Here is a 26,917-nt window from a genome sequence, read left to right as displayed (position 1 = left end):
GGCCCCGTTGGATCACTCGGGACCAGGGATGACAAACGCCTCATCGCTCGAACGGCGCCTGCGCGCGGAAATGACCGGCGACGTCCTGTTCGACGGCTTTAGCCGCGGCCGTTACGCCACTGACGCCTCGTTCTACCAGATCATGCCGGCTGGCGTGGTCGTGCCCAAAACCATGGACGAGGCGCTGCGGGCGCTGGCGATCGCCCGCGACGAGGGCAGGAAAGTCACCCCCCGCGGCGGGGGCACCTCGCAATGCGGCCAGACCGTCAATGACGGCCTCGTCGTCGATCTCTCAAAGCACCTCAACCGCATCCTGTCGTTCGATGTCGCGAACCGGACCTGCGTAGTCGAGCCGGGCATCGTGCTCGACGATCTCAACCGCCAGCTCAAGAAACACGGCCTGTGGTTTCCGGTCGACGTCTCCACGGCGTCGCGCGCCACCATCGGCGGCATGGCCGGCAACAATTCCTGCGGCGGCCGCTCGCTGCGCTACGGCACCATGCGCGACAACACGCTGTCGATGGAGGCGGTCCTTGCGGACGGTACGCAGAGCCGCTTCGGCGAGGTGTCGCGCGATCTCTCCGATATCGGAGCGAGCGACAACGCGCGCAGCCTGTTCCGCGACATGCTTGATCTCGGCGCGCGCGAAGCCGAGGAGATCGCGGCGCGCTTTCCACAAGTGCAGCGCCGCGTCGGCGGCTACAATCTCGATGCGCTCACGCCGCGCAATGCGCGCAACAACATGGCGCATCTGCTCGTCGGCTCGGAAGGCACCCTCGCCTTCACCACCAAGGTCGAGCTGAAGCTGTGGCCCGTCATCCGCAACAAGGCGCTCGGTGTCTGCCATTTCGGCAGCTTCTACGAGGCGATGGATGCGGCCCAGCATCTCGTAAAACTTAAGCCCATCGCTGTCGAGCTGGTCGACCGCACCATGCTCGCGCTCGGCCGTGACATCGCGATGTTCAAGCCGATCATCAATGCGGCGATCAAGGGCGATCCGGATGCCATTCTGGTTGTCGAGTTCGCCGAGGAAGACCAAGCCGACAATCTGCAACGCCTGAAGCAGCTCGGCGAGCTGATGGCCGATCTCGGCTTCGGCTGGAATAACGACAAGCGCAAATGGGGCGGCGTGGTCGAGATCACCGAGCCGGCGCTCCAGGGCGGCATTGCCGATTTCCGCGCTGCCGGCCTCAACGTCATGATGTCGATGAAGCAGGAGGGCAAGCCGGTCTCCTTCGTCGAGGACTGCGCCGTGCCGCTGCCGCATCTCGCCGACTACACGGCGCGGCTGAGCGAGGTGTTTGCCAAGCACGGCACCAGCGGCACGATGTACGCACATGCCTCCGAGGGCTGCCTGCATGTGCGCCCGGTGCTGAATTTGAAGCTGGAGAAAGACGTCAAGGCGATGCGCGCGATCGCCGAAGAAGCCTTCGCCATGGTGCGCGAATACAAGGGCTCGCATTCCGGCGAGCATGGCGACGGCCTTGTGCGCTCGGAATTTCATGCCACGATGTTCGGCGAGCGCCTCGTTGCCGACTTCAAGGAGGTGAAGAGCCGCTTCGATCCCGAAGGCGTCCTCAATCCCGGCAAGATCGTCGATGCGCCGAAGATGGACGATCGCTCGTTATTCCGCTACCGGCCGGACTATCGCATTGGCGAGCTGACGACGAAGCTCGATTGGTCGGCTTATCCCGGTGCCGGTGGCGGTTTCCAGGGCGCGGTCGAGATGTGCAACAACAACGGCGCCTGCCGCAAGCTCGAGGGCGGCGTAATGTGCCCGTCCTATCGCGCGACGCGCAACGAGAAGGACGTCACGCGAGGGCGCGCCAACACGCTGCGGCTCGCGATCTCAGGTCAGCTCGGCCCCGACGCGTTGTCTTCCGACGAGATGATGGAAACGCTCAAGCTCTGCGTCTCCTGCAAGGCCTGCCGCCACGAATGCCCGACCGGCGTCGACATGGCCAAGATGAAGATCGAAGTGCTCGCCGCGCGCGTCGCATCTCACGGCCTGACGCTGCGTGATCGGCTCGTCGGCTACCTCCCGCGCTACGCCGACCTTGCCGTCCGCTTCGCGCCGCTGGCCAATTTGCGCAACCGCAGCCCGCTGCTGCGAAAGCTGTTCGAGCGCTTTGCAGGTATCAGCGCACGCCGCGCCCTGCCGACCTTCCGCAGCGACGTGTTTGTGCCGCCTGCGGAAGCAGTTGGTCCAGAGGCCGGCCGCGAGGTCGTGCTGTTCGCCGACACTTTTAATCGCATCTACGAGCGCGAGAATCTCGAGGCAGCGTTGCGTGTGCTCGCGGCCGGCGGCTATCGTGTGCATCTGCCGAAGCCGGCGAGCGGCAGCCGCCCCCTCTGCTGCGGCCGCACATTCCTTTCAGCTGGCCTTGTCGACGAAGCCAAGACCGAGCTCGACCGGCTTGTCGCGGCCTTCGCGCCCTTTGCCGCGCGCGGCGTGCCTATCGTCGGTCTCGAGCCAAGCTGCCTGCTGACGCTGCGCGACGAGCTTGCCTCGCTGCGCAAGGACGATGACGCCAAGGCGGTCGGCGCACACGCGCTGACCTTCGAGGAGTTTCTGGTGCGCGAGGCCGAGACCGGCCGGCTGCAACTGCCGCTCGGCGCTGTCGCCGACAAGGCTGTTGTCCACGGCCATTGCCATCAAAAATCCTTCGGCGCCTTCAAACCGGTCGAGCAGGTGCTGCGGCTGGTGCCTGGCCTTGAGGTCGAGACCATCGAATCCAGCTGCTGCGGCATGGCCGGCGCCTTCGGCTATGGCGCCGACACTTACGATGCCTCGATCGAGATGGCAGAACTCTCGCTGCTGCCGGCCGTGCGCCGCGCAGACCAGGCGACGCTCGTCGTTGCCGACGGCACCTCCTGCCGGCACCAGATCCACGATGGCGCGCAGCGCGAGGCGTTGCACGTCGCGCGCGTCCTGGCGATGAGCCTCGATCGCGCCGAAACCCAATCGACAACCACTTACATTGCAAAGGAACCCAGCCATGGCTGAACTGACCCTCGACACCGCCCGCAAGATTCTCGACGCCGCTTTCGCGAAGGCGACTGAGCTGAAGCTCAAGCCGCTCGTCGTCACTATTCTGGACGCACGCGGCGTGCTCAAGCTCGCCGCCGCGCAGGACGGCACCAGCCTAATGCGCGCCGAGATTGCCCACGGCAAGGCCTATGGCGCGCTCGCCTTGGGCATGGGCTCGCGCGCGCTGTACCAGCGCGCCCAGGAGCAGGCCTATTTCATCGACGCCGTGAACACGATTGCAAAAGGCGCGCTGGTGCCGGTCCCCGGCGGCGTGCTGATCCAGGACGGCACCACGCTGCTCGGTGCTGTGGGCGTATCCGGCGACACCTCCGACAATGACGAGGCTTGTGCTGTGGCGGGCATTCAGGCTGCGGGGCTGAAGCCCAACGCGGGCTAGCTCGCAGGCGTGTCTACTGTTTGACACGTGAATTTGAGGATGGCGCTTCACCACGTTCCGTCATTGCAAAGCAATCCAGGCTGCTGCTGCGGAAAGACTCTGGATTGCTTCGCTACGCTTGCAATGACGAGGAGATTGGCGCAAGCACCGTACCTCAGGATGACGGGTCCAGCAGTGTCACAACACAACCCCTCACCTACCCGTCCACACCGGCTTGCGCTTCTCACCGAACGCCTTTAGCCCCTCCTTGGCATCCTCCGTCATCGCGAGCAGCGCGATCTGGCTTTCAGTGTAGGCAATGCTTTCGTCGAACGACATCGAGGCGATGGCGCGCATCGCGTATTTGCCGCGGCGGATTGCGGTCGGCGACTTGTCGATGATGCGGCCGATCAGCCAGTCGATTTTAGTGTCGAGTTCGGCTGTGGGCACCGCGTAGTTGAGGAGCCCGGCCGCTTGCGCGGCCTTCGCATCGAACGGCTCACCCGTCAGCGCCCATTCGTTGACGAGGCGCGGCGGCGCGATGGTCTGCAGCAAGCTCAGCACCTGCATCGGGAACACGCCGACCTTCACCTCCGGCAGGCCGAAGATGACGTGATCGGCCGCAACCGCCATGTCGGTCATGCAGAGCAGGCCCATGCCGCCGGCCATGCAGACGCCGCCGACGCGCGCAATCGCCGGCTTCGTCGCGTTCTGCGACAAGCGCAACAGATCGGCGTAGTCGACATTTGGCCTGGAATGGTCCATCGCGAAAGCCGCTCCGGAATTCTGCAAGTCCGCTCCGGCGCAGAACGCCTTGTCGCCCGCGCCCGTCAGCACGATGACGCGGACATCCTTGTCGTCATGCGCGTCGCGATAGCCCTTTGTGATGCCGGCAATCACCTCGCCGTTGAGCGCGTTGCGCTTCTCCGGCCGGTTGATGGTGATCCAGAACGCCTGCCCGCGCTTCTCGGTGATGACGCTTGTGGTGTCGGTCATGGCACGCTCGCTTCCTTGCTCCCGTTTTGCAGCCATTTGCGGCAGCTCGGGCGCGAGGTGCAAGCGCAATCTGCGGCGAGGCGCGGCTTTAGCGCCTCGACACAAATGCGCAGACGATCAAAGCGCGAGCGCGCCTCAGGCCGCGACCGCTTTCCTGATCCAGACCTTGTTGTCGTGGAACGCGGCCCCGCCGATCGGCGCAACGGCTTCGGCGCCCGTCAGCATGTTGATGCCGCGTCCGCCGATATGGTCCTTGTTCGGATGAACGGACTCTGCGATCAGCACGCCGCGCCGCACGCCCTCGAACAGCGTTGCGACCAGGGTGGTCTCGCCGCGCGTATTGCCGAGCGTTACGACGTCGCCGTTCGCGATGTCGAGCGAGGCCGCATCCATCGGATGGATCATCACGCTCGCCTTGCCCTCGCGCGCCTGCGAGGACGGCGTCTCGTTGAAGGTGGTGTTGAGGAAGCTGCGCGAGGGGCTCGTCGCAAGCCGGAACGGATGAGCCTGATCGGCATGCTCGATCACGGCCCAATGGTCCGGCAGCGACGGCATCTTGTCGAACTCGCCCATCATCAAGCCAAACGGCGGATTCGCCCAGTCGGCCTTGAAATGGAATTTCTTGTCGGCGTGGGCGAAGCCATCGAGATAATGCGCGGTGCGGAAGTCCGGTTGCAGGTCGCGCCAGATGTCGGCCTCGAGGCCTGCGATGTCGCCATGGTCGCTCAGCTTCAATGTCGCGTCGATCAATTCGCGCGGGGTCATCTCGAAGCCCGGATGCTTGGCATCAAGGCGGGGTGCCAGCGCTTGCAGAACCTGATGGTTTGAGCGGCATTCACCGGGCGAATCGATCAGCTTGGGGCCGACCGAGATGTGCTGGTGGCCGCCGCCGTAATAGAGGTCGTCGTGCTCCATGAACATTGTCGCCGGCAGCACGATGTCGGCCATCTGCGCCGTCTCGGTCATGAACTGCTCGTGCACTGCAACGAACAGATCCTCCCGCGCAAAGCCCTGGCGCACCAGCGCCTGCTCCGGCGCCACCGTCATCGGATTGGTGTTCTGGATCAGCATCGCCTTGATCGGGCCCTTGCCGTGCAACGCGTCCACATCGCCGGTAAGGATGCGGCCGATCTGCGACTGGTCGAGCGCGCGTGTCGTCTTGTCGATCGTGTCGTGGCCTTCGATGATGGATTCGTTGAAGTGCCACAGTGCGTAATTGTTGAAGAAGGCGCCGCCGCCTTCATATTGCCAGGCACCGGTCACCGCGGGAATGCACAGCGCGGCATGCATCTGCGTCGCGCCGTTGCGGGAGCGGGTGAAGCCGTAGCCGAGACGGAAGAAAGTCCGTTGAGTCTCGCCCACAAGCTTGGCAAACGCCTCGATTTCGGACACCGGCACGCCGCAGATCGCAGACGCCCATTCCGGCGTGCGCGTTTCGAGATGCGCCTCGAGCTCGGCCGGGCAGTCCGTGTACTTGTCCATGTAGGCGCGGTCGGCATAACCGTCGCGGAACAGGACGTGCATGACGCCGCAGGCGAAGGCGCCGTCGGTGCCGGGGCGCAGGATGATCTTGATGTCAGCCTGCTTCATGGTGTCGTTGTCGTAGACGTCGACAGCCGCAATCTTGGCGCCGCGCTCCTTGCGGGCGCGCGCAGCGTGCGTCATCACGTTGACCTGCGTGTTGACGGGATTGGTGCCCCAGATCACGACGAGGTCGGAGAGCGCCATCTCGCGCGGATCGACGCCGGCGATCCTGCCGGTGCCGATCGCATAGCCGACGCGCGCGATGTTGGCGCAGATGGTCGAATAGAAACGCGAATATTTCTTCACATGCGTGAGGCGATTGAGGCCGTCACGCATCACCAGCCCCATCGTGCCGGCGTAGTAATAAGGCCAGATCGATTCCGCGCCGAATTCGCGCTCGGCCTGGTTGAAGCGATGCCCGATCTCGTCCAGTGCCTCGTCCCAGGAAATGCGCGCAAACTGCCCGGAGCCTTTCGGCCCGGTCCGGCGCATCGGATACATCAACCGTTCGGGGTGATGGATACGCTCGGCATAGCGGGCGACCTTGGCGCAAACCACCCCGGCCGTATAGGTCTGCTTCTTCGAGCCGCGGACACGCCCGATGCTGCGGCCTTCGACCACTTCGATATCGAGGGCGCAGGCCGATGGGCAATCATGCGGACAGGTGGAGTGACGGATCTCGATCTTGGCATGCTGGTTCATGGCCAAATTCGTAACATCAAAATACTAGCCAGCCGAGCGCATTTATCCGCCAATGCCCATGCGATTTGCTCAAGTCCTGCGCGCCGCCAGTTCCTGCCGCAGTCGCGAAAGGCCGCACAATCACACCGAAAGCGACCTGATATTCCGGCCCGGGTCGACTTTGTGAGGCGTCGACAGTCCATGGGGCCTGCCGTTACAGTGCCGGCCAACAAGAATGACATCGGGGAGGCAGCATCGTGGACACCGTAAACATCCTCAGCGGAGGCGCAGCGCAAGGCCTCGTTCGCGGTCTTGCGGAGGCCTTCAAGGCTCAGACCGGGTTTGCGATCGATGGCGAATTCAGCGCGGTCGGCGCGATGGCGGACAAGTTGCGCGCGGGGGCGCCGGCCGATCTCGTGATCCTCACGCAGGCGCTGGTCGCAAAGCTCGCCGAGGAGAAACTCGTTACCCTCTCTTCGATCGCGGATGTCGGCCGGGTCGAAACCGCACTGGCGGTTCGCCGCCGTGACCCCAGGGTGACGGTCAAGACCGACGCGGACTTGCGCGAGGTGCTGCGAGCGGCAGATGCGATCTTCGTCCCGGACATCAAGGCTTCGACCGCGGGCAGGCACGTTGCCAAAGTCCTGGATCAGCTCGGCATCGCCTATGAGGTCGCATCCCGCCTCAAGATTTTTTCAGATGGCGCGACTGCGATGGGTGAACTCGCGGCCTCCACCGCACAACGGCCGATCGGCTGCACGCAGGCCACCGAGATCATCGCCACTGACGGCATCACGCTGTCCGGATCGCTGCCGCCGGGGTGCGAGCTGGTCACGATGTACACGGCCGGCGTGACCACGCGGGCTTCACATCCGGCAGAGGCCGCCGCGCTGGTCGCCTTGTTGGCCGGCGCAGCCCAGAGAGAGTTGCGTCAGCGCGTGGGCTTTGCCGGCTAGATGCGGATGGCCCTATTTGTTCAACTGGGTGAGACCGGTCGGCGGGCCATCGACGGCGGTCCAGCCGCCGTCCACGAACAGCGTGCTGCCGCTAACATAGCTGGCGGCATCCGAGGCGAGATAGGCGACCGCGGTCGCAACCTCGTCGGCGCTGCTCCAGCGGTTGAACACAGTGTGGCCGGCGTAGAGATTGTAGATATCAGGGCGTTGCTTGAATGGGCCGGTCAGCGCGGTCTCGGCAATGCTCGGCGCGATCGCGTTGACGCGAACGCCGGAGCGGCCGACCTCGGACGCAAAACCCTTCACCAGCAGGCCGATCGCTGCCTTGGTCGAGCCATACACGGCGAGGCCGGGCTCGATGGTCACGGCACGCACCGAGGAGCAGGCGATGATGCTGCCGCCTTTCTGCTCGACCATGATGCGGCCGAACGCCTGGAAGAACCAGACCGTGCCCTTGACGTTGAGGGTGATGACGCGGTCGAGATCTTCCTCGGTGTAGTCGAGGATGGTCTTGCGGATGTTGAGCCCGGGCGTCGTCACGGCGATGTCGAGTCGCGAAAATTTCTGCATCACGGTCGCGGCCAACGCGGTGACATCCTCGGCGCTCGCAGCATCGCACGCGGCCGCTTCCGCCCAGCCGCCATTGTCCCGGATGCCCGCGGCGGTCACTTCTGCCGCATCAAGCGCGCGATCGGCGCAGACAACGCGGGCGCCAAGCCCGGCCAGCGCCTCGGCCGACGATTTGCCGATGCCCGATGCGGCACCAAGCACGACCGCAGTCTTGCCGGTGAGATCAAAGAGCTTGCGATAGTCCGTCACGGTCACGTCCTTCCAATGTTTTCGAAGTCGAGTCGTAGCGCACTCATCCTCGCCTGCGAAGACAAAGCAATTGGAGTGTTGGCGGCCCTCGCGATCGCTTCATCAATCCAAATTCGGTATCGATCGATACCCCCTTCAACTTGGACTCGCCCCTCTACGCGACCCTAGGAAGGCCGTGGGGAAATAGATTCAAGGAGGGACGCATGAGCGCGGAGCTGTCCGCCGAACGCGACGAAGGCTGGTGTCCGACCATTCGTCGTGACTTTGCAAATCTTGTTGCAGTGCACCATTGAGCCAATCTGCGGAGTTGATCTTCTCGCAGAGCGCCTCGTATACTAATATATCAATTTCAACCACACAGACATGTCCGCACGCTCAACGAGGAAAGCCCAGGCCGCGCTCACGCCGGCTGCCATCAGCCCACGCCGCGGCAAGCCACCGCAGCGGGCGACGGCGTCGTCGCGCATCTATAGCGAGCTGCGCGGCGAACTGGTGTCGATGCGACGCCGGCCGGGCGACGTGATCTCCGAGGCCGACATCGCGCTCAACTATGGCGTCAGCCGGACACCGGTGCGCGAGGCGATCCTCAAACTGTCCGACGAAGGCCTCCTCGACGTGTTCCCGCAATCGGGCATCTTCGTCTCCCGCATCCCGCTCGCCGCGCTTCCCGAAGCCATCATCATCCGCAAGGCGCTGGAAGAGACCACCGCGCGGCTAGCGGCTGAACGCGCGACCGCAAGCCAGATCCTGCAATTGCGCTCGATCGTAGAGCGTCAGCGCGAGGCTGATGAGGCCGGCGACCGTGTCGCGTTTCACCAGGCCGACGAGCTGTTTCACGCCACCGTCGCCGATGTCGCCAGGCACCCTGGAATCTGGACGCTGATCCAGCATGTGAAGGTGCACGTCGACCGCTATCGCCAATTGACCCTGCCGGTGGCCGGGCGCATGACGCAGGTGATCGCAGAGCACGAGCCGATCCTCGCGGCGATCGAGGCGCACGATCCGCAACGAGCTGGGATTGCGATGGAGCGGCACCTCGACCGGCTGCTCTCCGACATCTCGGAGACGCAACACACCAATCCGGAGTTTTTTGCCAGCACGGACTGACCGCACCACGGTCAACAACGACACACACCAAACAAGGAATGAGGGAGGACTACAATGAGACGTCGTGATTTCATCAAATTGAGCGCCGGACTTGGAGCAGCAACACTGGCTCCTATCTCGTCCGGCCGTGCCCAGACCAAGGCCGTGTTCAAGGCCGCCGACGTGCAGCCGGTCGGCTATCCGACCGTCGCCGCCGTCGAGAGCATGGGCAAGAAGCTCGCCGAGGCGACGCAAGGCCGCCTCTCGATCCAGACCTATCCCTCCGCCCAGCTCGGCGCCGAGAAGGAGACGATCGAGCAGACCCAGATCGGCGCCATCCAGATGCTGCGCGTCAGCGCCGGCGCGGTCGGCCCGATCGTCGACGACATCAACGTCGTCAACATGCCGTTCCTGTTCAAGAACGTGGCGCAATCCTGGAAGATGATGGACGGCGACATCGGCCAGGAGCTGCTCGACAAGATCACCGCGAGCCCCAACGCAAACCTGGTCGGACTGTGCTGGATGGATTCGGGTGCGCGCAGCTTCTACAACACCAAGCATCCGATCAAGTCGATCGCCGACGTCAAGGGGCTGAAGCTTCGCGTCATCGGCAATCCGATCTTCATCGAAATGGCCAACGCGCTCGGCGGCAACGGCATCGCCATGGGCTACGACCAGGTGTTCTCCTCGCTCCAGACCGGCGTGATCGACGGCGCCGAGAACAATCCACCGAGCTACGTGTTCAGCAACCACTACACCGCGGCGAAATACTACTCGCTGACCGAGCACCTGATCATTCCCGAGATCCTCTGCTTCTCCAAGCGGTCCTGGACGGCGCTGTCCGACGACGACCAGGCGCTGGTCAAGAAGTTCGCACGCGAGGCCCAGCTCGAGGAGCGCGAGCTCTGGAAGAAGTACGAAACGACTGCGATGGAGAAGGCCAAGGCCGCCGGCTGCGAGATCGTGGAGATCGCCGACAAGAAGCCATTCCAGGATGCGGTCAAGCCTGTCTGGGACAAGTATGGCCCGAAATACCAGGCCATGATCCAGCGCATCCAGACGCTTTGAGCATGATCCGGAAGAGCGCCCAGCGGTTTTCCGGAAAGATCATCCTCTTACAAAAAAGGTCGAAGCGCGATGATCGTTCATCGCGCTTTGGCCTCGACAATCTGAACCACTGACAGAGCAGGAAACGCGGATGGCCGCATTGTTTCGCCGAGCGATGGACTTTCTCTATTTGTTATGCGTGATCGTCGGCTGCACCGCTCTGGTCGCGATCTCCGCGGTGATCCCGTGGGCCGTGTTCACGCGCTACGTGCTCAACAGTGCGGCTTCCTGGCCGGAGCCGACGGCCGTGCTGCTGACGATCGTGCTGACCTTCATCGGCGCCGCTGCCGGCTACCGGCTCAACCTGCACATGAGCGTCGCCTATTTCGCCAACAAACTCCCTCCGCCGCTGCGACGGGCGACGGAGATCCTGGTTCAGCTGCTCATGGCGCTCATCGCGCTGTTCATGGTGATCTGGGGCGAGCGTCTTGTCGAGATTACCTGGTACAACACCATCCCCGATTTCCCCTCGCTGTCGGTCGGCGTCACCTATCTGCCGATTCCGATCGGCGGCGTCTGTCTGCTCCTGTTCGTGATCGAACGGATTTTCCTCGGCGTGCCACCCGACCCGATCGGCAAGCATTCCGAAACCGCCCCCTTCGAGTGAGCCGAGAGTTATCGCAATGGACATCTTTATTCTCCTCGGCACGATGATCGTGTGCTTCCTGATCGGCATGCCGATCGCGTATTCGCTGGCCATGGCGGCGATCGCCGGTGCGCTGTCGGTCGGCATTCCCCTGGAAGCCTTGATGCTGAAGATCTCGGACGGCGTCAGCAAGGTTGCTATGCTGACGATCCCGTTCTTCGTGCTCGCCGGCGCCATCATGGCCGAAGGCGGCATGGCGCGGCGGCTGGTCGCCTTTGCCGACGTGTTGGTCGGCCTGACCCGGCTGCGCGGCGGCCTCTCCATCGTCAACGTGCTGGCGACGACGTTCCTCAGCGGGATCTCCGGCTCGGCTGTGGCCGACACCTCGGCGATCGGCTCGGTGATGATCCCGCAGATGGAAAAGAACGGCTATCCGCGCGTGTTCGCGACCAACCTCACCATCTCGTCCTCGGTGCAGGCGCTGCTGGTGCCCCCGAGTCACAACGCCGTGCTCTATTCGCTCGCGACCGGCGGCACGATCTCGATCAGCGCACTGTTCATGGCCGGCGTCTTTCCGGGCCTCTTGCTCGGGTTCTCGCTGATCGTGCTGTGCGTCGCCATCGCCTATCGCGAAGGTCATCCGCAGGGTCGCACCGTTCCGGCGAAGGAGGCGATCAAGATCACGATCGACGCAGCCTGGGGCCTGATCACCCTCGTCATCATCCTCGGCGGCATCTTGGGCGGCATCTTCACCGCGATCGAGGCCGGCGCCGTCGCTTGCATCTGGGCGTTCTTCGTCACCATGTTCGTCTACCGCGATTACAAATGGCGCGATTTGCCGGTGCTGCTGCACCGGACCCTCCGCACCGTCGCGATGGTGATGACGCTGATCGCGTGCGCCTCCGCCGTCGGCTACATCATGGCGCTGACGCAGATGCCGGCGAAGATGACGGCGTTCTTCCTGTCGATCTCCAGCAACAAATACGTCATTCTGCTCCTGCTCAACGTCCTGCTGCTGCTGCTTGGAACGCTGCTCGACATGGCGCCGTCGATCCTGATCGCGACGCCAATCCTGCTGCCAGTGATGCAGAACTTCGGCGTCGACCCCGTGCATTTCGGCATGATCATGCTGCTCAATCTCGGCATAGGCCTGTGCCATCCGCCGGTCGGGGCGATCCTGTTCGTCGGCTGCGCAGTGGGCAAGGTCTCGCTCGAGGAGGTCATGCGCAAGATCTGGCCGTTCTACGGCGTCATGCTGTTCGTGCTGATGCTCGTCACCTATCTGCCGGAGATCTCGCTCTGGCTGCCGCGTCACATCTTACGGTGAAGCAAAACTGCGCCGGCTTGACGTCGCCGGCGCAGCGCCCTCAAGATGCTACGAAACATCTTGAGGGAAACGCCCATGCCGCGGAAGCTGATCGATATCTCCGTGCCGCTGCGGAACGACGTGACGGCCGATCCGCCTGGCAACCACCCGACGATCCAGTACATCGATCACCAGCAGGGGCTGCCGCGCATGCTGCAGTTCTTCGACGGCCTGAAGGCACAGGATCTACCGGATGGCCAGGGCTGGGCCGTCGAGCAGGTTTCGCTGTCTACCCACAACGGCACGCATCTCGACGCGCCCTGGCATTTTCATCCGACCATGAATCGCGGCGAGCGGTCATGGACCATCGACGAGGTGCCGCTGGAATGGTGTTTTCAGCCCGGCGTGAAGCTCGACTTCCGGCATCTGCCGAATGGTTATGTCGCTACCGCCGCTGACGTCGAAAAGGAACTCGAGCGCATCGGCCATACGCTGTCGCCGCTGGAGATCGTCGTCGTCAATACCAGCGCCGGTGCAAAATTCGGCCAGGCGGACTACGTCAATTCCGGCTGCGGCATGGGTTATGAAGCCACCATGTACCTGCTCGAGCGCGGCGTGCGGCTGACCGGCACCGACGGCTGGAGCTGGGACGCACCATTCGTCTTCACCGCGAAGAAATATGCGGAAACAAAAGACGCCGGCCTGATCTGGGAAGGCCACAAGGCCGGACGGCACATCGGTTATTGCCATCTTGAGAAGCTGCACAATCTCGAGCAATTACCCTCGACCGGGTTCACGGTCTCGTGCTTCCCGGTGAAGATCGAGCGCGCGTCGGCGGGCTGGACCCGCGCGGTCGCCATCATCGATAGCTAGAGCATGATCCAGGAAAGTGTGCAGCGGCTTCCCGGATCATGCTCAAGATCAACAAGCCGGCACGATCACTCGCCGTCGAGACCGCTCACGGCGAGCTCGCGCAGCGCGTCGGTATCGAGCACGACGATGGCGCCATGCTCGAGGCGAACCCAGTTCCGTCCGGCCCAGGCACGCAATTGCTTGTTGATGCTCTCGCGCGTCATCCCGACCATCTCGCTGATCTCCTGCTGGGTGATCGCAAGTGTGCCGCTGCCGGAGTCGAACTTGCGCTCTTCGGTGAGACCGAGCAGCGCGCTTGCAAGCCGGCCTGGCAAATTCTGCAAAATGACCTGCTCGACCTGCTGGCTGGTCCAGCGCAGCCGCGCGCAGAGCAATTCGATGAATTTCATCGCCAGCGCCGGCTGACTCTTGACGAACGGCAGGAAGTCGCGGCGGTCGATGATGTAGAGTTCGCAATTGGTGTTGGCGGTCGCATCCGCCGACCGCGGTGCACCATCAAGGACCGCGATCTCGCCGAAGATTTCTCCGGGCCCGATCAGGTTGAGAATGGCATTCCGGCCGTCAGGCGACGAGGAGGAGATCTTCACCGTGCCCGTGATCACGGCAAAGAGATTGTTGCCGGGATCACCCTTGGCGGCGATGGTCGCGCCACGCTTGACCGTGGTGTGCTTGGCGTAGCGGCAGAGCTGATCAAGCGCCTCCGGCTCCAGATCCGCGAAGATCGGGTGCTTGCGCAGGACCGATAGTTTGTTGCCCGATGACTGTCGGGGGTCGCCGGTCTTGTCCTGAGGCACGCCGGGACTCCTAAGACTGCGAGGCACTGGAGTTCCTGCGTAGTCAGTGTTGCCGGGCTTTTCAACCGGAAAGCACGGACACAGTTTTAGACAAGTGCTGTTAAAATGCCGCGGTCGCGCCAAGAAATCGCATCCGCAGGGTGCGCCAATGCATTTCAGACCATGCAGAGTTGCAGGGACAGCAAGTCACGATTGAGCTTGAGCACGGCCAAATAGGCAAGAGCTTGACCTTGCAAGAGCCCTCGGCAGTCGAGGCAAATGCGACAGTGATCTCAGGAACTTCGGCGCTTGCGCCGGAGTCGAGCGGACCTGCGCTGGTCTAGCGGCCTGCCCCGCCAGACTTCATGCCGCGGCCAATGCCTCGACCCGCGCGCAATCGCGCAGGCTGATCCCACCATGGACGATCTCGATCGCGCCGTGGCGCTCCAGCTTGGTGAAGGTCCGGCTGACGGTTTCGATGGTCAGGCCGAGATAGTCGGCGATATCCCGGCGACTCATCGGAAGTGGAACCGTGTTCGACGGCCCCTTGAGCAACATTAGCCGCTCGCGCCAGCCAAGGAGAAAGGTCGCAAGCTTTTCGTCTGCCGCGCGCCGACCAAGCAGAACCATGTGATCGCGCGCCTGACTCAGTTCGCGAATGGCCAGCTCGTTGATTCGCCGCAGCAGATGCGGCCGCTCCGCCATGAATCGACCGAAGGGCGCCTTCGCGAACTGGCACACTGTCACGGCGCCGATGGCATCGGCCGAAAAATTGTGGCGGCCGGAAATGTTCATCCCCAGGAAATCACCGGGCAACGCAAAGCCCACGATCTGCCGGCGACCGTCGGGCAGCAGCTTGTAGAGCCGCATCACGCCGTCGCTGACGGTGTAGAACGACGTCGCGATGTCCTCCTCGCAGAACACTGCCTCGCCTGCAGCAAAATGGGCGCGACGTCCCAGATGCTCGAACTCCTTGAGCTCGACGGCATCCAGCGACGAACAAACCGCCGATGCTCGTACCGTACAATCGCTGCAAGAATGCCCGTTCGGCTCAATCGTCACCACGGAAGCCTTCATCCACCACTCGAGGGGCCGGCCTCCGATTGGGGCCGTGTCCACCACGCGGGCTGCATTTTACTGCATCGTGGCAGAGCCAATTGACCCAGATCAAATGTGACGAAGATGGCCACCCTGCTCCAAACAGAACGCTCGGGAAACGACGCAGAAGCGCTAGACCGCCTGCACAGTCCAGCCAATCAGCTCCTTGGCGATGCGGGCGAAGGCCGCGTCGAACGCCATGACGGCAGCCGCGGGCTCGACCTTATCGAGGTTCTCGTTGGCCTCAACGAGGCGAGATGCGATCACCTTGCCGTTCTTGTCGACGATCCGTGCCGACAGTCCGATCTCAACCCGGGTCTCGCCTTCCGTAACGACGCGGAAGCGTCTGATGTCGATCAGGAGCTGATAGTCCGCTGGTCCAAGATCGGTCGTCCGCAGCGGGGCGTGGGCGATGTCGTAATTCTCAAAGCTGTCGATCAGCCGCGCCTGCACCAGTTTTGGAATGCTGTCGGCCCACAGGAAATCCGCAAAGCCTGGATTGTCCCCGACCGGCGAGAATAGCATGCGCTGCGTCTGAAGCATCGCCACCGCGGTCGGCTCGGGAATCGCCAATGACGCCGAGAGAGTCTTGCCGGCAGGCCCGAGATTCTGCGGCGTGCGCAAATCATAGGTGATCTTCTGCGCGGGCGCCCCGCCGCCGGTCATCTTTTCGAGGCCGGCCAAAATGCCGTCGAGCTTGCCGGTGTTGCGCGCAAGCCCGTCGGAGAATGTCCTCAAATTGGCGATGGTATCCTTCAGCGGGCCGGAATTGTCTTCCAGCACGGTATCGACCCGCCGCAGCGCATCACGCGCGGCCTGCGTCATGCTCTGGCCTGCGCCGGTTTCGGCGATCAGGGTGAAGGGTTCGCCCGACTTGCCAACGATCATGCCGCCTTCCAGCGTCACCACCGGCACGCCGGTCAACCCCTGGAAATCGAGGCCGACCTTGGAGTCGGTGCGTACAGGCGTCGTCGAGGCCACCGAGATCGTCGCATTGACGAAGCGCGGGTTGTCCGGCGCGAGGCCTAGCTGGGTCACCTCGCCAACCCGGATGCCGTTGAACAGCACGCCGGCACCGACCAGGAGGCCGGGCACCGGCCCCTGGAACTGAACGTGGTAACTCGTGCGCGGCCCGATGCCGCCCGTGTTGTTCAGCCAATAGATGAAGCCGAACACCGCGAGGATTGCAGCCAGCACGAAGGTGCCGATCAGCACGTAGGGAGCGCGGATTTCCATATCTCATCTCATCTCGTGTTGCAGCATCTGCGAGCGCTTGCCGTGAAAATAGGCCCGCACCCAGGGATGCTCGGATTGCAGCAGTTCGCGCATTGGGCCGACCGCGACGATCTTGCCGTCGGCGAGCGCAGCGACGCGGTCGCAGACCGTGGTCAGGCTCGCAAGGTCATGGGTGACCATGAACACGGTCAGCCCGAGGGTCTTTTGCAGCGTGCCGATGAGCGCGTCGAAATCGCCGGCCGCGATCGGATCGAGGCCGGAGGTCGGCTCATCCAGGAACAGGATCGGCGGATCGAGCGCGAGCGCGCGCGCCAGCGCCACGCGCTTGGTCATGCCGCCGGATAACTCTGAGGGGTACTTGTCGCCGTCCTGTGCCCGCAACCCGACCATCTCCAGCTTGGCGATCGCGATCTCGTCCATCAGCTCCTGCGAGAGCACCAGATTTTCGCGCAGCGGAAACTGGACGTTCTGCCGAACCGTCAGCGAGGAGAACAGCGCGCCCTGTTGAAACAAGATGCCCCATGTCAAGGCTGCGCCTTGCCTGCGGCCGCCGATGGGCTGTCCCATGACTTCGATGGTCCCGCCTTGGCGCGGGATGAGGCCGATGATGGTCCGCATCAACACCGACTTGCCTCCGCCGGACGCGCCGACCAGCCCGAGGATCTCACCCCGCCAGACGTCGAGCGAAAGATGGTCGAGCACGGTCTGGCGCCCGAAGCCGACCACGAGGTCGTGGACGCGGATCGCGAACTTTTCTTGCGAGCCGGGCATCGTCACATCCCGATCGAGGCAAAGAAGATCGCGAACAGGCCGTCGAGCACGATCACCAGGAAGATCGATTTCACCACCGACGTCGTGGTCTGCCGTCCCAGCGACTCCGCGCTGCCCTTGACGCGTAAACCTTCGCTGCAGGCAACGATCCCGATCACCAGCGCCATGAACGGCGCTTTCAGGATGCCGACCTCGAAATGCGTGACGGAGATGGCTTCACGCAGCCGCGCGATGTAGATTGCGGGCGCCATGCCACCATAGAATTGCGCGACCAGGCCGCCGCCATAGAGCGCAGCCATCGATCCGATGAAGGCCAGAATCGGCAGCGCGATGACGAGAGCCACAACGCGCGGCAGGATCAGGACGTCGATGGGATCGAGGCCCATGGTCGAGAGCGCGTCGATCTCCTCGCGCATCTTCATGGAGCCGAGTTCGGCGGTGTAGGCGCTTCCGGAACGGCCGGCGACCATGATGGCGACGATCAGCACGCCGAGCTCACGCAGCACGAGGATGCCGACCATGTCGACGGTGTAGGATTCCGCGCCGAACCTGCGGAAATGGAAGAACCCCTGCTGCGCGATGATGGCACCGATTAGGAAGGTGATTAGTACGACGATAGGAATCGCCTGCCACCCGATCCGGTCGAGCTGATAGACCAGCGATGTCAGCCGCAGCGAGCGCGGACGGCGCAGCACGCCGAACAGAGCCATGAACAATGCGCCCAGCATGTGAAGAAAGATCGAGACGTCTTCCCGGGCCCCGATCGTCGCCTTGCCGAGATCGTTCAGCCTGAGCAAAACCGGATTGGGCGCGACCGCCGGCGCCGGCGTACGACGATTGACCTGACGCACCTCGTCCAAAAGACCGCCGAAACGATCGGCGACACCGACGAATTCCGCCGATCTGCCGGATGCTGCCGCCCTGCGCGACAGCTTCTCCAGGACCCAGGCACCGAGCGTGTCGAGCGCGCTGACGCCTGACATGTCCAGCGTCACGGCTCTGGATCGATCGACATCCGCCCCGACCGATCGGGACAGCGCTTCAAGTGCGGACACATTGGCGGCGGTCCACGGCCCCTCGGGGCGCAATTTAAGCGCATCGCCCGACGGCGTTGCCAGCAATAGAGGTTCCGAATTCACACCATATCCTCGTGGGACGACCGGTCCCCGCTCGTTGGTCTTCTAGGCCGGCATCACGTTACCCGATTGACCTGCCTCAACACAGGCCCAGGACTGCCCCTTGACGCAAATCAATTGCCGTTGGGGGCGCTCGCATAGGCTCTTGCCATTCAATGGAGACCGCTAATGTTCGACACCGGCAGAATGAGCGACGAGCTGAAAGCGCTGAAGGTCGACGTCACACGTCTGCTGAGCACGGCCGGCGAAGAGATGTTCGATGCGTCAAAGGACCGCGCCGAGGCGCTCGCCGATCAGATCAAGGCTGCATTGGCCGAGCTCGGCGAGACCGTCAGCGAGGAGCAGGAACAGCTTCACGACCTCGTCACGGAGCGTCCCGCAGCGGCACTTGCGTCCGCCTTCGCGCTCGGCGTCGTGGTCGGCTTCATGCTCAGGAGACATTAGGTGAATACGGAAAATGTCGTCAAACATCTGCGTGCGCTGTGGCGCACCGACAGGATCATCGCCGACATCAGGCTGCGCCATCTTCTGGTCGGGCTTGGCCTGCGTGCCTTCGCGGCGCTGATCGCGGCATTCGGCCTGCTGATGCTGGAGTTCGCGGCCTATTTCGCGCTGGTCCAGATCTGGAGCGCGATTGCCGCGGCCGCCGCCCTCGGTGCGATAAATTTCGTCATTTCAGGAATCCTTTTCGCCGTCGCGAAGCGTTCTCCGTCAGGTCGCGACATCGAGCTTGCCAATGAAATTCACGGCGCATCCATCGAAGCCCTCCAACTGGAAGCGCGCGCGCTTCAGGCCCAGGTGTCGGGCGCGGCTCACCATCCGCTCAACACGATTGTGCCTGTACTGGTTCCGTTGATCGCGATCATCGTCAAGGGCCTGCGGAAAACGACCAAGCAGGCGGCAGCGTCGGCCGAGGCACGCTCGTAGTCGCGCGCTCAGAGCTTCAGCCGGACATCACAGATGTCCGGCTCGGTCGGATCCGGCTTGACCGTGAAGCCGAGCTGGCGGCACATCTCCAGCATCGTGCTGTTCTCCTTGAGCACATCGCCCGAGATCGCCTTCAGCCCCTCCGACCTCGCATAGTCGATAATCAGTTGCATCAGCGCCCATCCGAGCCCCCTGCCCTTGAGGTCGGACCGCAGCAGGATCGCGTACTCGCCGGACTCGTAGATCGAGTCCGAATGAATCCGGACCACGCCGACCATCTCGCTGGTGGCTTCATCGAACGCGATGAAGGCCATCGCGCGCGCATAATCGAGCTGGGTCAGGCGCGCGATGAATTCGTGGGTAAACTCCTTCATCGCGGCGAAGAAGCGCAGGCGGAGGTCGTGTGGCGTGACGTGACGCAGGAACTCGTGGATGGTCGGCTCATCCTCCGGACGTATGGGCCGCACGAAGATGCGCCAGCCATCCTTGAGCGCGAGGCGGCGCTCCCACTGTGAGGGATAGGCGCGAACGGCGAAATTGGCGGGTCCTGAACCTGCGAATTTCCGTTGCGACGGCCCGACCGCGACGCGGGCATCGACCGCCGTCACGCCGGTTTCATCCGCGAGCAGCGGGTTGATGTCGAACTCGCGGATTTCGGGAATGTCGGCCGCCATCTGCGCCAGCTTGACCAGCACCATGGCGACGGCATCCTGCTTGACGGCCGGCACGTCCCGATAGGCGTGGAGCAATCGCGAGACACGTGTACGGTCGATCAGGTCGCGGGCGAGCTGCAAATCGAGCGGCGGCAGTGCCAGCGCCTTGTCGTTGATGATTTCCACCGCGGTCCCGCCACGACCGAACACCACGACAGTCCCGAAGGTCGGATCGTCGGCGAGACCCAGGATCAGCTCGCGCGCCTTCGCCTTCACGACCATCGCTTGCACGATGACGCCGTCAATGCGGGCTTCGGGGCGAAGCTTCTTTGCCCGAGTGAGAATGTCGGTGGCAGCCGCGCGCACGGCCTCCGGCGTGGTCAGATTGAGAACGACGCCTCCGACGTCCGACTTGTGAACGATGTCGCGGGACATGATCTTCAGCACGACTGTCGAACCTTGCGCGAAAATCTCATTGGCGTGGGCCACCGCCTGCTCGACATCGGTCGCCGCGCAGGTCGGCACCATCGCGATGTCATAGGCCCCGAGCAGATGCTTGACCTCGACAGGCTCGAGCCATTTGCGGCCGTCGGCGATCGCGGTGGCGACGATCTGCTTGGCCGCTCGGGCGTCAGGCAGGAACGTGTCGGGCATCGCAGGCGGAACCTGGCTCAGCTCCTCGACCACTTCGCGATGCCGAACCAGATGCATGAAGCCGCGCACGGCATCGTCTTCGGTTGGATAATTCGGAATACCGGCGCTGGACAGCGTTGCGATGATCTCTTGATTGGCTCCGACCCAGGCGGCCAGAACGGGTTTTGCCCAACTGCGCCGCTGCTCGCGATACTTGCTGACACGTTCGGTCACCGTCGTCGCGATATCGGCGGCCGAGGCGATTGCGGTCTGGACATTGAGAACAAGGACCGCGTCATTGTCGGGATCGGCGAGCAGAACCTCCAGCGCCGCCGCGTAGCGTGATGCATCCGCATCGCCGACGATGTCGACGGGATTTGCGCCGGACCAGGTCGACGGCAGCACCGCGTCGAGCTTTTGACGCGCCTCCGCCGAGATGGACGCCGGAATTCCGCCGAGCTCGACCAGTCGATCGACCGCGAGGACGCCGATGCCGCCCCCATTGGTCAGAATTGCGAGACGCTTGCCGGCCGGCGATTCGACGCGACCGAGCGTCTCGGCGCAATCGAACAGCTCGCGCAGATCAGACACCCGCAGGACACCGGCTCGGCGGAATGCCGCGTCATAAACGGCGTCCGCACCGGCGAGAGCGCCGGTATGGGTGGCGGCGGCCTTCGCGCCCGGCGCCATGCGGCCGGACTTCACCACGACGACAGGCTTCACGCGCGCCGCAGCGCGTGCGGCCGACATGAACTTTCGTGCGTCCTTGATGGCCTCGATATAGAGCAGGATCGCGCGGGTCTTGTGATCCATCGCGAAATAGTCGAGCAGGTCGGCAATGTCGACGTCGATCTGATCGCCGATCGAGACGATACCGGAGAAGCCGACGCCGCGCTGCGCGGCCCAGTCGACCATGCCGGCGGCGATCGCGCCCGATTGCGAAATCAGCGCGAGATTTCCCGCGCCCGGCATGTGCGCGGCGAAACTGGCGTTGAGGCTCGCACCGGGCATCATGATGCCGAGGCAATTGGGGCCAATCAGCCGCATGCCGTACTTCCGGGCTGCCGCGATGGCGGCCTCTTGCAGCGACCCGGGTCCATGACCGAGGCCGGCCGACACGATTAGGGCGCCCGCCGAGCCGCGGCGACCGGCCTGCTCGATGATGCCGGGAACCTCACCAGCCGGCGCGGTGATGACGACGAGCTCGGGAACGAATGACAGCTTGTCCAGGCTGCTCACTGCAGCCATGCCGCCGATCTCGGCGTGGCGCGTGTTCACCAGGCCGAACGGCCCCTTGAAGTCCGCCTTGCGAATATTTTCCAGAACGGCGCGTCCTACCGACACCGGACGGGAACTCGCGCCGACAAGCGCGACCGACTTGGGCGACAGCAGGTTCTTCAGGCGGTAGGTCGACATGATTACAATCGTCCGATCGGGCGAGGGGTCCGACAGTCGCGAAGCTAGCCCGGATTTTTGGTGAACGCACCTAGTGCGATATCATCACCCAGCACGGTGGCTGGCCGATGACAGTCTTGGTTACACCGCCCCAGACGATCTCGTTCAGGCGCGAATGGTGGTAGGCGCCCATGACGATGGCGTCGATCGTATGCGACTGCGCCCAATTCCCGAGCACCTTGCCGATCGAGCTACCGCCGCCCGTCACCGTTTCGAACGACGCGTAAACTCCGTGTTCCCTGAGATGATGGACGAGACTTGTGCCGGATTGTGTGATCGCCTCTGTCGGGTCGTCCGCCACGGTCACCACGCGGACCGAGGAAGCAGCTTGCAGGATCGGCAACGCGTCGCCGACCGCGCGCGCCGCACGAGCGGAGTGATCCCAGGCGATCACGACGTTCTCGAATTCGGAGCGAAGTTCCTCCACGCGATGTTCCGGACAGAGCAGAAGCGGCCGGCCGGACTCGAACAAGAACGTCTCGACAATGAGCTCTGTTCGGCTGTCGTGCGGCTTCACGGGGATCAGCGTGAGGTCGCTGAAACGCGCATGCTCGGCCAGGATTGCCGCGATCTGATCAGCCGGCACCTTGCCCGATCGGCTTTGAGCGCGAATGTTGGCGCGGGAGGCCGCATTGGTGAAGGCGTTCAGGAGTTGCTGGGCGTCGCTCAACTCATGCGCCTCCCCGGCCTCAGCGGAAGCCGCATCGTCGCGGAGCACCACCTTCGGCCGCTCGAAAACATCTTCCTCGAGCGCAAACGCGGTGATCCTGGCACCGAGGTCACCGGCCACGGCCACGCACTTCTCGATCGCAGCGAGGGCCGGGCCGCGCGGCTGGCCGACAAGCGGCAGAAAGACGTCCTTGATGGGCATCGGGATTCTCCTTGCCGGCCAAAATAGGCCGCCTTTGGTCGGGACGCTTGATCCTCGTCAAACCGGGGGAACTCCGTCTCGTCAACCGACGGCAGGCCTTGACGGAAGTCAAGGACTGGTCGTGATCCCGTTCTAAGGATGAACTTGGTTTGCGGCCGGGCCGCTTGCCGACCCATCTGCATGTGCGGGCAGGAATGACCGACGATTCCGCGACCCAGGAACGGATCTTTGCGGCGCTGACCGCGCAATCCGGCGTCAAACGGATCGACACGCACGCCGCTTCGGTCTTCCTCGACGGGACGCGCGCGCTGAAGATCAAGCGGGCTGTGCGATTTCCCTTTCTCGACTATTCGACACTGGGCAAGCGCAAGGCGGCCTGCGAGGAGGAGATCAGGATCAACCGGCCGCTGGCGCCACAGATTTATCACCGCGTCGTGGCAATCACGGAGGAGCCAGACGGATCGGTGAAGGTTGACGGCCATGGCCGACCGATCGAGTATGCGGTCGACATGGCGCGCTTCGACGAAAGCCGGACGCTGGATCATCTGGCGAAGGCTGGACCGTTTGATGCTGGCCTTGCGTCGGCCATCGCCGATGCGATCTCCGCTTCGCATGCTGCGGCGATACCCACCGATAGCAAGGCATGGGTCTCATCCATCCCTGCCCTGGTCGACGGCAACAGCAATGGTCTGCGGAACGGCAATCATTTCCAGGCCGCAGAGATCGAGCAGCTTGCCCAAGCCTCGCACGAGGCATTTTTGCGCGTTCGCGCGTTGCTTGAGGAGCGTGGCCGTCAGGGCTTCGTGCGCCGCTGCCACGGCGACCTGCATCTTGCGAATATCGTGTTGATCGAGCAGCAGCCCGTGCTGTTCGACGCCATCGAGTTCGACGCACAGATCGCGACCGTCGATGTACTCTACGATCTCGCGTTCACGCTGACGGATCTGTTGCGCCATGATCAGCCGCTGGCGGCCAACATCGTCCTCAACCGATATCTGGCTGCGACCCCGCCCGAAAATCTCGGCGCGCTTTCCACCCTGCCGTTGTTCATGTCCATTCGCGCGGCGATCCGTGCCCATGTCGCGCTGGCGCGGCTGAAGCCGCCACATTCCGACAATGCCGGCACTCTTGAAGAAGCCCGCCGCTATTTTGACCTCGCCCGGGCGCTGATCCAACCTCCTGGCCCCCGTCTGATTGCGGTCGGCGGACTGTCGGGCACCGGCAAGACGGCTTTGGCGCGCACGCTCGCGCCGGCCGTGGCGCCCCTGCCGGGGGCGGTCGTGCTGCGTAGCGACGTCGTTCGCAAGCAAATGTTCGGAGTCAGGGATACAGACCGATTGCCGCCATCCGCATACACGCCTGAGCTCGCGGAGCGGGTTTACCAGACGTTGGCCCAACACGCCCGACGTGTGTTGGCCCAGGGCCATTCGGCGATCGTCGACGGCGTATTCGCCCGCGATTTCGAACGAGACGCATTCGCCGTGTTGGCCCGGGCGTGTAACGTGCCTCTCACCGGTCTCTTCCTGGTCGCGGACCTCGCGACCCGGCAGGCCCGAATCGGTAGCCGCCGCGGGGACGCATCCGACGCCACGCAAGAGGTTGCCGCACTGCAAGAGCACTATAATATCGGCCAAATCGGTTGGGCGACCATCGATGCATCAGGGACACAACAGCAGACGCTCCAGAGCTGCCGGGATGCGATCGCTAGGGCAAATAAGGCAATCTGATTGGCGCGGGCTAAGATGGCGCGACCCACCACGAGTTCGACGGCGATCGCTCGCGCCAGGCCGGCGACGAGGCGCAATGCCCTGCCCGCCCGTCTCAGTCCCGGCTTGGCCTGTGACACGGCCTTTCGGATCATCGCACGCCGCCATCTCGACGCTGTCCTTGCCCAGCATGACAGCACTTGCCGCGGCAACCCGGAGGCGCTGCATCAGATCCGGATTGCACTGACGCATCTACGAACCGCAATTCGCTTCTTTTCGCCCATGGTCGACGATGCGCTGCGACCCAAAGTCTGGGCCGAGCTGAAATGGCTGAACAGCCAGCTCGGCATGGTGCGAGACCTCGACGTCGCGATTGAGCGTGTCGTGGCCGAGAGCAGCGAGGAGCTCTCCGTGATTGCCGAACTCCGGCATTGGGACGAGAAGCGCGCCGAGAGCCACCGCCTGCTCGCCCGCGCGCTGCAATCCGCGCGATATCGGCGCTTGGTCGAGCAGACCTCGACCTGGATCGAGAGCGGCCCATGGTCGACCAGGCCCAGCAAGGACGCCATCAGGCTGCGTCGTCGCTCGCTCTCCGACCATGCGACGGCGCAACTGACGGAATGGGAATGGACGCTGCTCAAGAAGGCCCGGAGGCTCCGCAAGCTCGACGTCGAGAAACGTCACAAGCTGCGGATTCTCAACAAGCGACTGACCTATTCGATCGAGTCGCTGGAAGATCTGTTCGCCGACAAGTCGCTGACGAAGCAGAAATCGATCCTCAAGCAATTGCGCAAGGCGCAACGATCGCTCGGACAACTGAATGACGACGCACGAGGCCAAACTCTGGCAGCGTCCTTGAACCGGGCGGGCCCCGAGGCAGGCATTCGTTTCCACAACCGCAAACGTGCAAAGAAGCTGCTGCAGATCGCCTCGACGGCTTACCGGAAGCTGGACAAGGCCAAGCCCTTCCGTTCCTCTGATCTTGCGCCGAATTTGGAGCCAGAGGACTAGAGGCTCCCAAGCCGGGCTTGACTTACGTCAAATCCAGGCGCTGACGCTGATCTAAGCTTCGCAGATCAATATTTGTGTGAACCTGCGGAGCTCGAAAATGCGCGCCCACCAGATCATGACCCGGTCGGTCATCTCGGTTACCCCCGACACCAGCATCGTCGAAGCCGCGAACATCGTGCTGAAGCGCCACGTCAGCGGCCTCACCGTGGTCGACGACACCGGCAAGCTGGTCGGAGTCGTCTCGGAAGGGGACTTCATCCGACGCAGCGAAATCGGCACCGGGCGCAAGCGGGGCCGCTGGCTGCGATTCATCCTCGGCCCCGGCAAATCGGCCAGCGATTTCGTCCATGAGCATGGCCGCAAGGTCTCGGAGGTGATGACCGCCTCGCCCGTGACCATCACCGAGGATACCGCGCTCGCGGAGATCGTCGATCTGATGGAACGGAACAATGTGAAGCGCCTGCCGGTGGTGCGCGGCGACAAGCTCGTCGGCATCGTGTCGCGCGCCAACCTGCTGCAGGCAGTGGCCGGTCTCGCCCGCGAGGTGCCGGATCCGACGGCCGACGACGATCACATTCGCGGCCGCATCATCGACGCCGTGGAGAAGAGCGATTGGTGCCCGTTCGGGCTGAACGTCATCGTCCGCGACGGCATCGTTCACCTGAGCGGTGTCATCACCGAGGAACGCACGCGGCAGGCAGCGATCGTCGCAGCCGAGAACGTCGAGGGCGTGAAGAAGGTGCACGACCATCTTTGCTGGGTCGATACGATGTCTGGCGTTTATCTGAATTCGCCAGAGGACGAAGATCTCGTAAAGGCGAGCTGAAGCATAGCGGTTCAGCGAGGAATGACAGCGGTGGCTTCGATCTCGACGCGCGCCGCCTTCTCGACGAGGCGGACGACCTGGAGGAGCGCCATCGCAGGATAGTGCGCGCCAAAAATCGTCCGGTAGATCTTGCCGAGCTCCTTCAGGTTCGACAAGTATTCGTCCATGTCGACCACGTACCAGGTCAGGCGCACCAAGTGCTCGGGCCGCGCACCTGCTTCGGCAAGGATCGCCGCGATATTGCTCAACGTCTGACGCACCTGCGCGACAAAGCCCTCCGCGAGACGCTCCTCGGCATCCCAGCCGATCACCCCGCCGGTGACGACGATGCGCCCCTCAGCGGCTATGCCGTTGGCGTAACCCTTCGGCATCGGCCAGCCGGACGGCTGGAGCACCTGCGCCACTGAACGGGTTTCATCCTCAGGGGCGCTCGGCAGCACCGCAAGCTGTGGGCCTTTCGGCGTCGTCACGGACAATTCC

24 protein-coding genes are annotated in these 26,917 nt (G+C 63.6%); 13 read left to right on the top strand and 11 right to left on the bottom strand.

Annotation, left to right across the window (positions count from 1 at the left end):
- Positions 1-28 precede the first annotated feature (28 nt).
- The gene (locus ACPPVR_RS13590) at positions 29-3,007 is read left to right on the top strand and encodes an FAD-binding and (Fe-S)-binding domain-containing protein (protein ID WP_426614713.1); all 2,979 of its coding nucleotides are present in this window, start codon (positions 29-31) and stop codon (positions 3,005-3,007) included.
- Complete coding sequence (locus tag ACPPVR_RS13585; RefSeq protein ID WP_426614712.1) at positions 3,000-3,428, top strand: GlcG/HbpS family heme-binding protein; 429 nt, start codon at positions 3,000-3,002, stop codon at positions 3,426-3,428. Before ACPPVR_RS13590 ends, ACPPVR_RS13585 begins: the two co-directional genes overlap by 8 nt.
- Positions 3,429-3,620: 192 nt before the next feature.
- Here the strand turns inward: ACPPVR_RS13585 and ACPPVR_RS13580 are convergent, their stop codons facing one another.
- Together ACPPVR_RS13580 and ACPPVR_RS13575 are read right to left on the bottom strand one after the other, a co-directional pair.
- Positions 3,621-4,403 carry an enoyl-CoA hydratase/isomerase family protein gene (locus tag ACPPVR_RS13580; protein WP_426614711.1) on the bottom strand — a complete coding sequence of 261 codons (783 nt, stop codon included), beginning with the start codon at positions 4,401-4,403 and terminating at the stop codon, positions 3,621-3,623.
- Positions 4,404-4,538: 135 nt separating this feature from the next.
- Positions 4,539-6,629 (bottom strand): molybdopterin-dependent oxidoreductase, encoded by a 2,091-nt coding sequence (locus tag ACPPVR_RS13575; protein WP_426614710.1) that lies wholly within the window; start codon positions 6,627-6,629, stop codon positions 4,539-4,541.
- Positions 6,630-6,865: 236 nt separating this feature from the next.
- On the opposite strand from ACPPVR_RS13575, the gene ACPPVR_RS13570 reads away from it, so the two are divergent.
- Positions 6,866-7,564 carry a molybdate ABC transporter substrate-binding protein gene (locus ACPPVR_RS13570; protein ID WP_426614709.1) on the top strand — a complete coding sequence of 233 codons (699 nt, stop codon included), beginning with the start codon at positions 6,866-6,868 and terminating at the stop codon, positions 7,562-7,564.
- Between the two features lie 12 nt (positions 7,565-7,576).
- Here the strand turns inward: ACPPVR_RS13570 and ACPPVR_RS13565 are convergent, their stop codons facing one another.
- Complete coding sequence (locus ACPPVR_RS13565) at positions 7,577-8,383, bottom strand: SDR family NAD(P)-dependent oxidoreductase (protein ID WP_426614708.1); 807 nt, start codon at positions 8,381-8,383, stop codon at positions 7,577-7,579.
- Between the two features lie 363 nt (positions 8,384-8,746).
- On the opposite strand from ACPPVR_RS13565, the gene ACPPVR_RS13560 reads away from it, so the two are divergent.
- The 5 genes from ACPPVR_RS13560 (at position 8,747) to ACPPVR_RS13540 (ending at position 13,341) form a co-directional block, all read left to right on the top strand.
- Positions 8,747-9,490: a GntR family transcriptional regulator gene (locus tag ACPPVR_RS13560; protein WP_426614707.1), complete on the top strand. Its 744-nt coding sequence runs from the start codon at positions 8,747-8,749 to the stop codon at positions 9,488-9,490.
- A 54-nt stretch (positions 9,491-9,544) separates the two neighbouring features.
- The gene (gene dctP / locus ACPPVR_RS13555; RefSeq protein WP_426614706.1) at positions 9,545-10,537 is read left to right on the top strand and encodes a TRAP transporter substrate-binding protein DctP; all 993 of its coding nucleotides are present in this window, start codon (positions 9,545-9,547) and stop codon (positions 10,535-10,537) included.
- Positions 10,538-10,667: 130 nt separating this feature from the next.
- Positions 10,668-11,183, top strand: coding sequence for a TRAP transporter small permease (locus tag ACPPVR_RS13550; RefSeq protein ID WP_426614705.1), 516 nt, complete (start codon positions 10,668-10,670; stop codon positions 11,181-11,183).
- Between the two features lie 16 nt (positions 11,184-11,199).
- The gene (locus tag ACPPVR_RS13545) at positions 11,200-12,489 is read left to right on the top strand and encodes a TRAP transporter large permease (protein ID WP_426614704.1); all 1,290 of its coding nucleotides are present in this window, start codon (positions 11,200-11,202) and stop codon (positions 12,487-12,489) included.
- A gap of 75 nt (positions 12,490-12,564) precedes the next feature.
- Positions 12,565-13,341: a cyclase family protein gene (locus tag ACPPVR_RS13540; protein ID WP_426614703.1), complete on the top strand. Its 777-nt coding sequence runs from the start codon at positions 12,565-12,567 to the stop codon at positions 13,339-13,341.
- 65 nt (positions 13,342-13,406) lie between these two features.
- Here the strand turns inward: ACPPVR_RS13540 and ACPPVR_RS13535 are convergent, their stop codons facing one another.
- The 5 genes from ACPPVR_RS13535 to ACPPVR_RS13515 form a co-directional block, all read right to left on the bottom strand.
- Positions 13,407-14,135, bottom strand: coding sequence for a Crp/Fnr family transcriptional regulator (locus ACPPVR_RS13535; RefSeq protein ID WP_426614702.1), 729 nt, complete (start codon positions 14,133-14,135; stop codon positions 13,407-13,409).
- 342 nt (positions 14,136-14,477) lie between these two features.
- Entirely contained in the window at positions 14,478-15,191 is a 714-nt protein-coding gene (locus tag ACPPVR_RS13530; RefSeq protein ID WP_426614701.1) for a helix-turn-helix domain-containing protein, read from the bottom strand.
- 153 nt (positions 15,192-15,344) lie between these two features.
- On the bottom strand, positions 15,345-16,448 hold the full coding sequence (locus ACPPVR_RS13525; protein ID WP_426614700.1) for an ABC-type transport auxiliary lipoprotein family protein: 1,104 nt from the start codon (positions 16,446-16,448) through the stop codon (positions 15,345-15,347).
- A gap of 3 nt (positions 16,449-16,451) precedes the next feature.
- Positions 16,452-17,219 carry an ABC transporter ATP-binding protein gene (locus tag ACPPVR_RS13520; RefSeq protein WP_426614699.1) on the bottom strand — a complete coding sequence of 256 codons (768 nt, stop codon included), beginning with the start codon at positions 17,217-17,219 and terminating at the stop codon, positions 16,452-16,454.
- Positions 17,220-17,221: 2 nt separating this feature from the next.
- Entirely contained in the window at positions 17,222-18,358 is a 1,137-nt protein-coding gene (locus tag ACPPVR_RS13515; RefSeq protein ID WP_426614698.1) for an ABC transporter permease, read from the bottom strand.
- A gap of 165 nt (positions 18,359-18,523) precedes the next feature.
- On the opposite strand from ACPPVR_RS13515, the gene ACPPVR_RS13510 reads away from it, so the two are divergent.
- Both ACPPVR_RS13510 and ACPPVR_RS13505 read left to right on the top strand, forming a co-directional pair.
- Positions 18,524-18,799 (top strand): hypothetical protein, encoded by a 276-nt coding sequence (locus ACPPVR_RS13510; RefSeq protein ID WP_426614697.1) that lies wholly within the window; start codon positions 18,524-18,526, stop codon positions 18,797-18,799.
- Positions 18,800-19,282 carry a phage holin family protein gene (locus tag ACPPVR_RS13505; RefSeq protein WP_426614696.1) on the top strand — a complete coding sequence of 161 codons (483 nt, stop codon included), beginning with the start codon at positions 18,800-18,802 and terminating at the stop codon, positions 19,280-19,282.
- Between the two features lie 8 nt (positions 19,283-19,290).
- On the opposite strand, the gene ACPPVR_RS13500 is transcribed toward ACPPVR_RS13505, so the two are convergent.
- Positions 19,291-21,984 carry a GNAT family N-acetyltransferase gene (locus ACPPVR_RS13500; RefSeq protein WP_426614695.1) on the bottom strand — a complete coding sequence of 898 codons (2,694 nt, stop codon included), beginning with the start codon at positions 21,982-21,984 and terminating at the stop codon, positions 19,291-19,293.
- Positions 21,985-22,054: 70 nt separating this feature from the next.
- Positions 22,055-22,894: a universal stress protein gene (locus tag ACPPVR_RS13495; protein WP_426614694.1), complete on the bottom strand. Its 840-nt coding sequence runs from the start codon at positions 22,892-22,894 to the stop codon at positions 22,055-22,057.
- Positions 22,895-23,088: 194 nt separating this feature from the next.
- On the opposite strand from ACPPVR_RS13495, the gene ACPPVR_RS13490 reads away from it, so the two are divergent.
- The 3 genes from ACPPVR_RS13490 to ACPPVR_RS13480 all read left to right on the top strand — a co-directional run bounded on the left by ACPPVR_RS13490 (position 23,089) and on the right by ACPPVR_RS13480 (position 26,437).
- Positions 23,089-24,621, top strand: a complete 1,533-nt coding sequence (locus ACPPVR_RS13490; protein WP_426614693.1) for an AAA family ATPase — start codon at positions 23,089-23,091, stop codon at positions 24,619-24,621.
- Between the two features lie 15 nt (positions 24,622-24,636).
- Positions 24,637-25,611, top strand: a complete 975-nt coding sequence (locus tag ACPPVR_RS13485; protein WP_426614692.1) for a CHAD domain-containing protein — start codon at positions 24,637-24,639, stop codon at positions 25,609-25,611.
- A 97-nt stretch (positions 25,612-25,708) separates the two neighbouring features.
- The gene (locus tag ACPPVR_RS13480) at positions 25,709-26,437 is read left to right on the top strand and encodes a CBS domain-containing protein (protein WP_426614691.1); all 729 of its coding nucleotides are present in this window, start codon (positions 25,709-25,711) and stop codon (positions 26,435-26,437) included.
- An 11-nt stretch (positions 26,438-26,448) separates the two neighbouring features.
- Here ACPPVR_RS13480 and ACPPVR_RS13475 read toward each other — a convergent pair whose 3' ends face one another.
- Positions 26,449-26,907: a RidA family protein gene (locus ACPPVR_RS13475; protein WP_426614690.1), complete on the bottom strand. Its 459-nt coding sequence runs from the start codon at positions 26,905-26,907 to the stop codon at positions 26,449-26,451.
- Positions 26,908-26,917: the final 10 nt, after the last annotated feature.

Source organism: Bradyrhizobium sp. McL0616, from assembly GCF_049993385.1.
GTDB lineage: Bacteria > Pseudomonadota > Alphaproteobacteria > Rhizobiales > Xanthobacteraceae > Bradyrhizobium.
The sequence above is the reverse complement of the archived record's forward strand: the minus strand, read 5'-3'. Positions and strand labels throughout refer to the sequence as shown.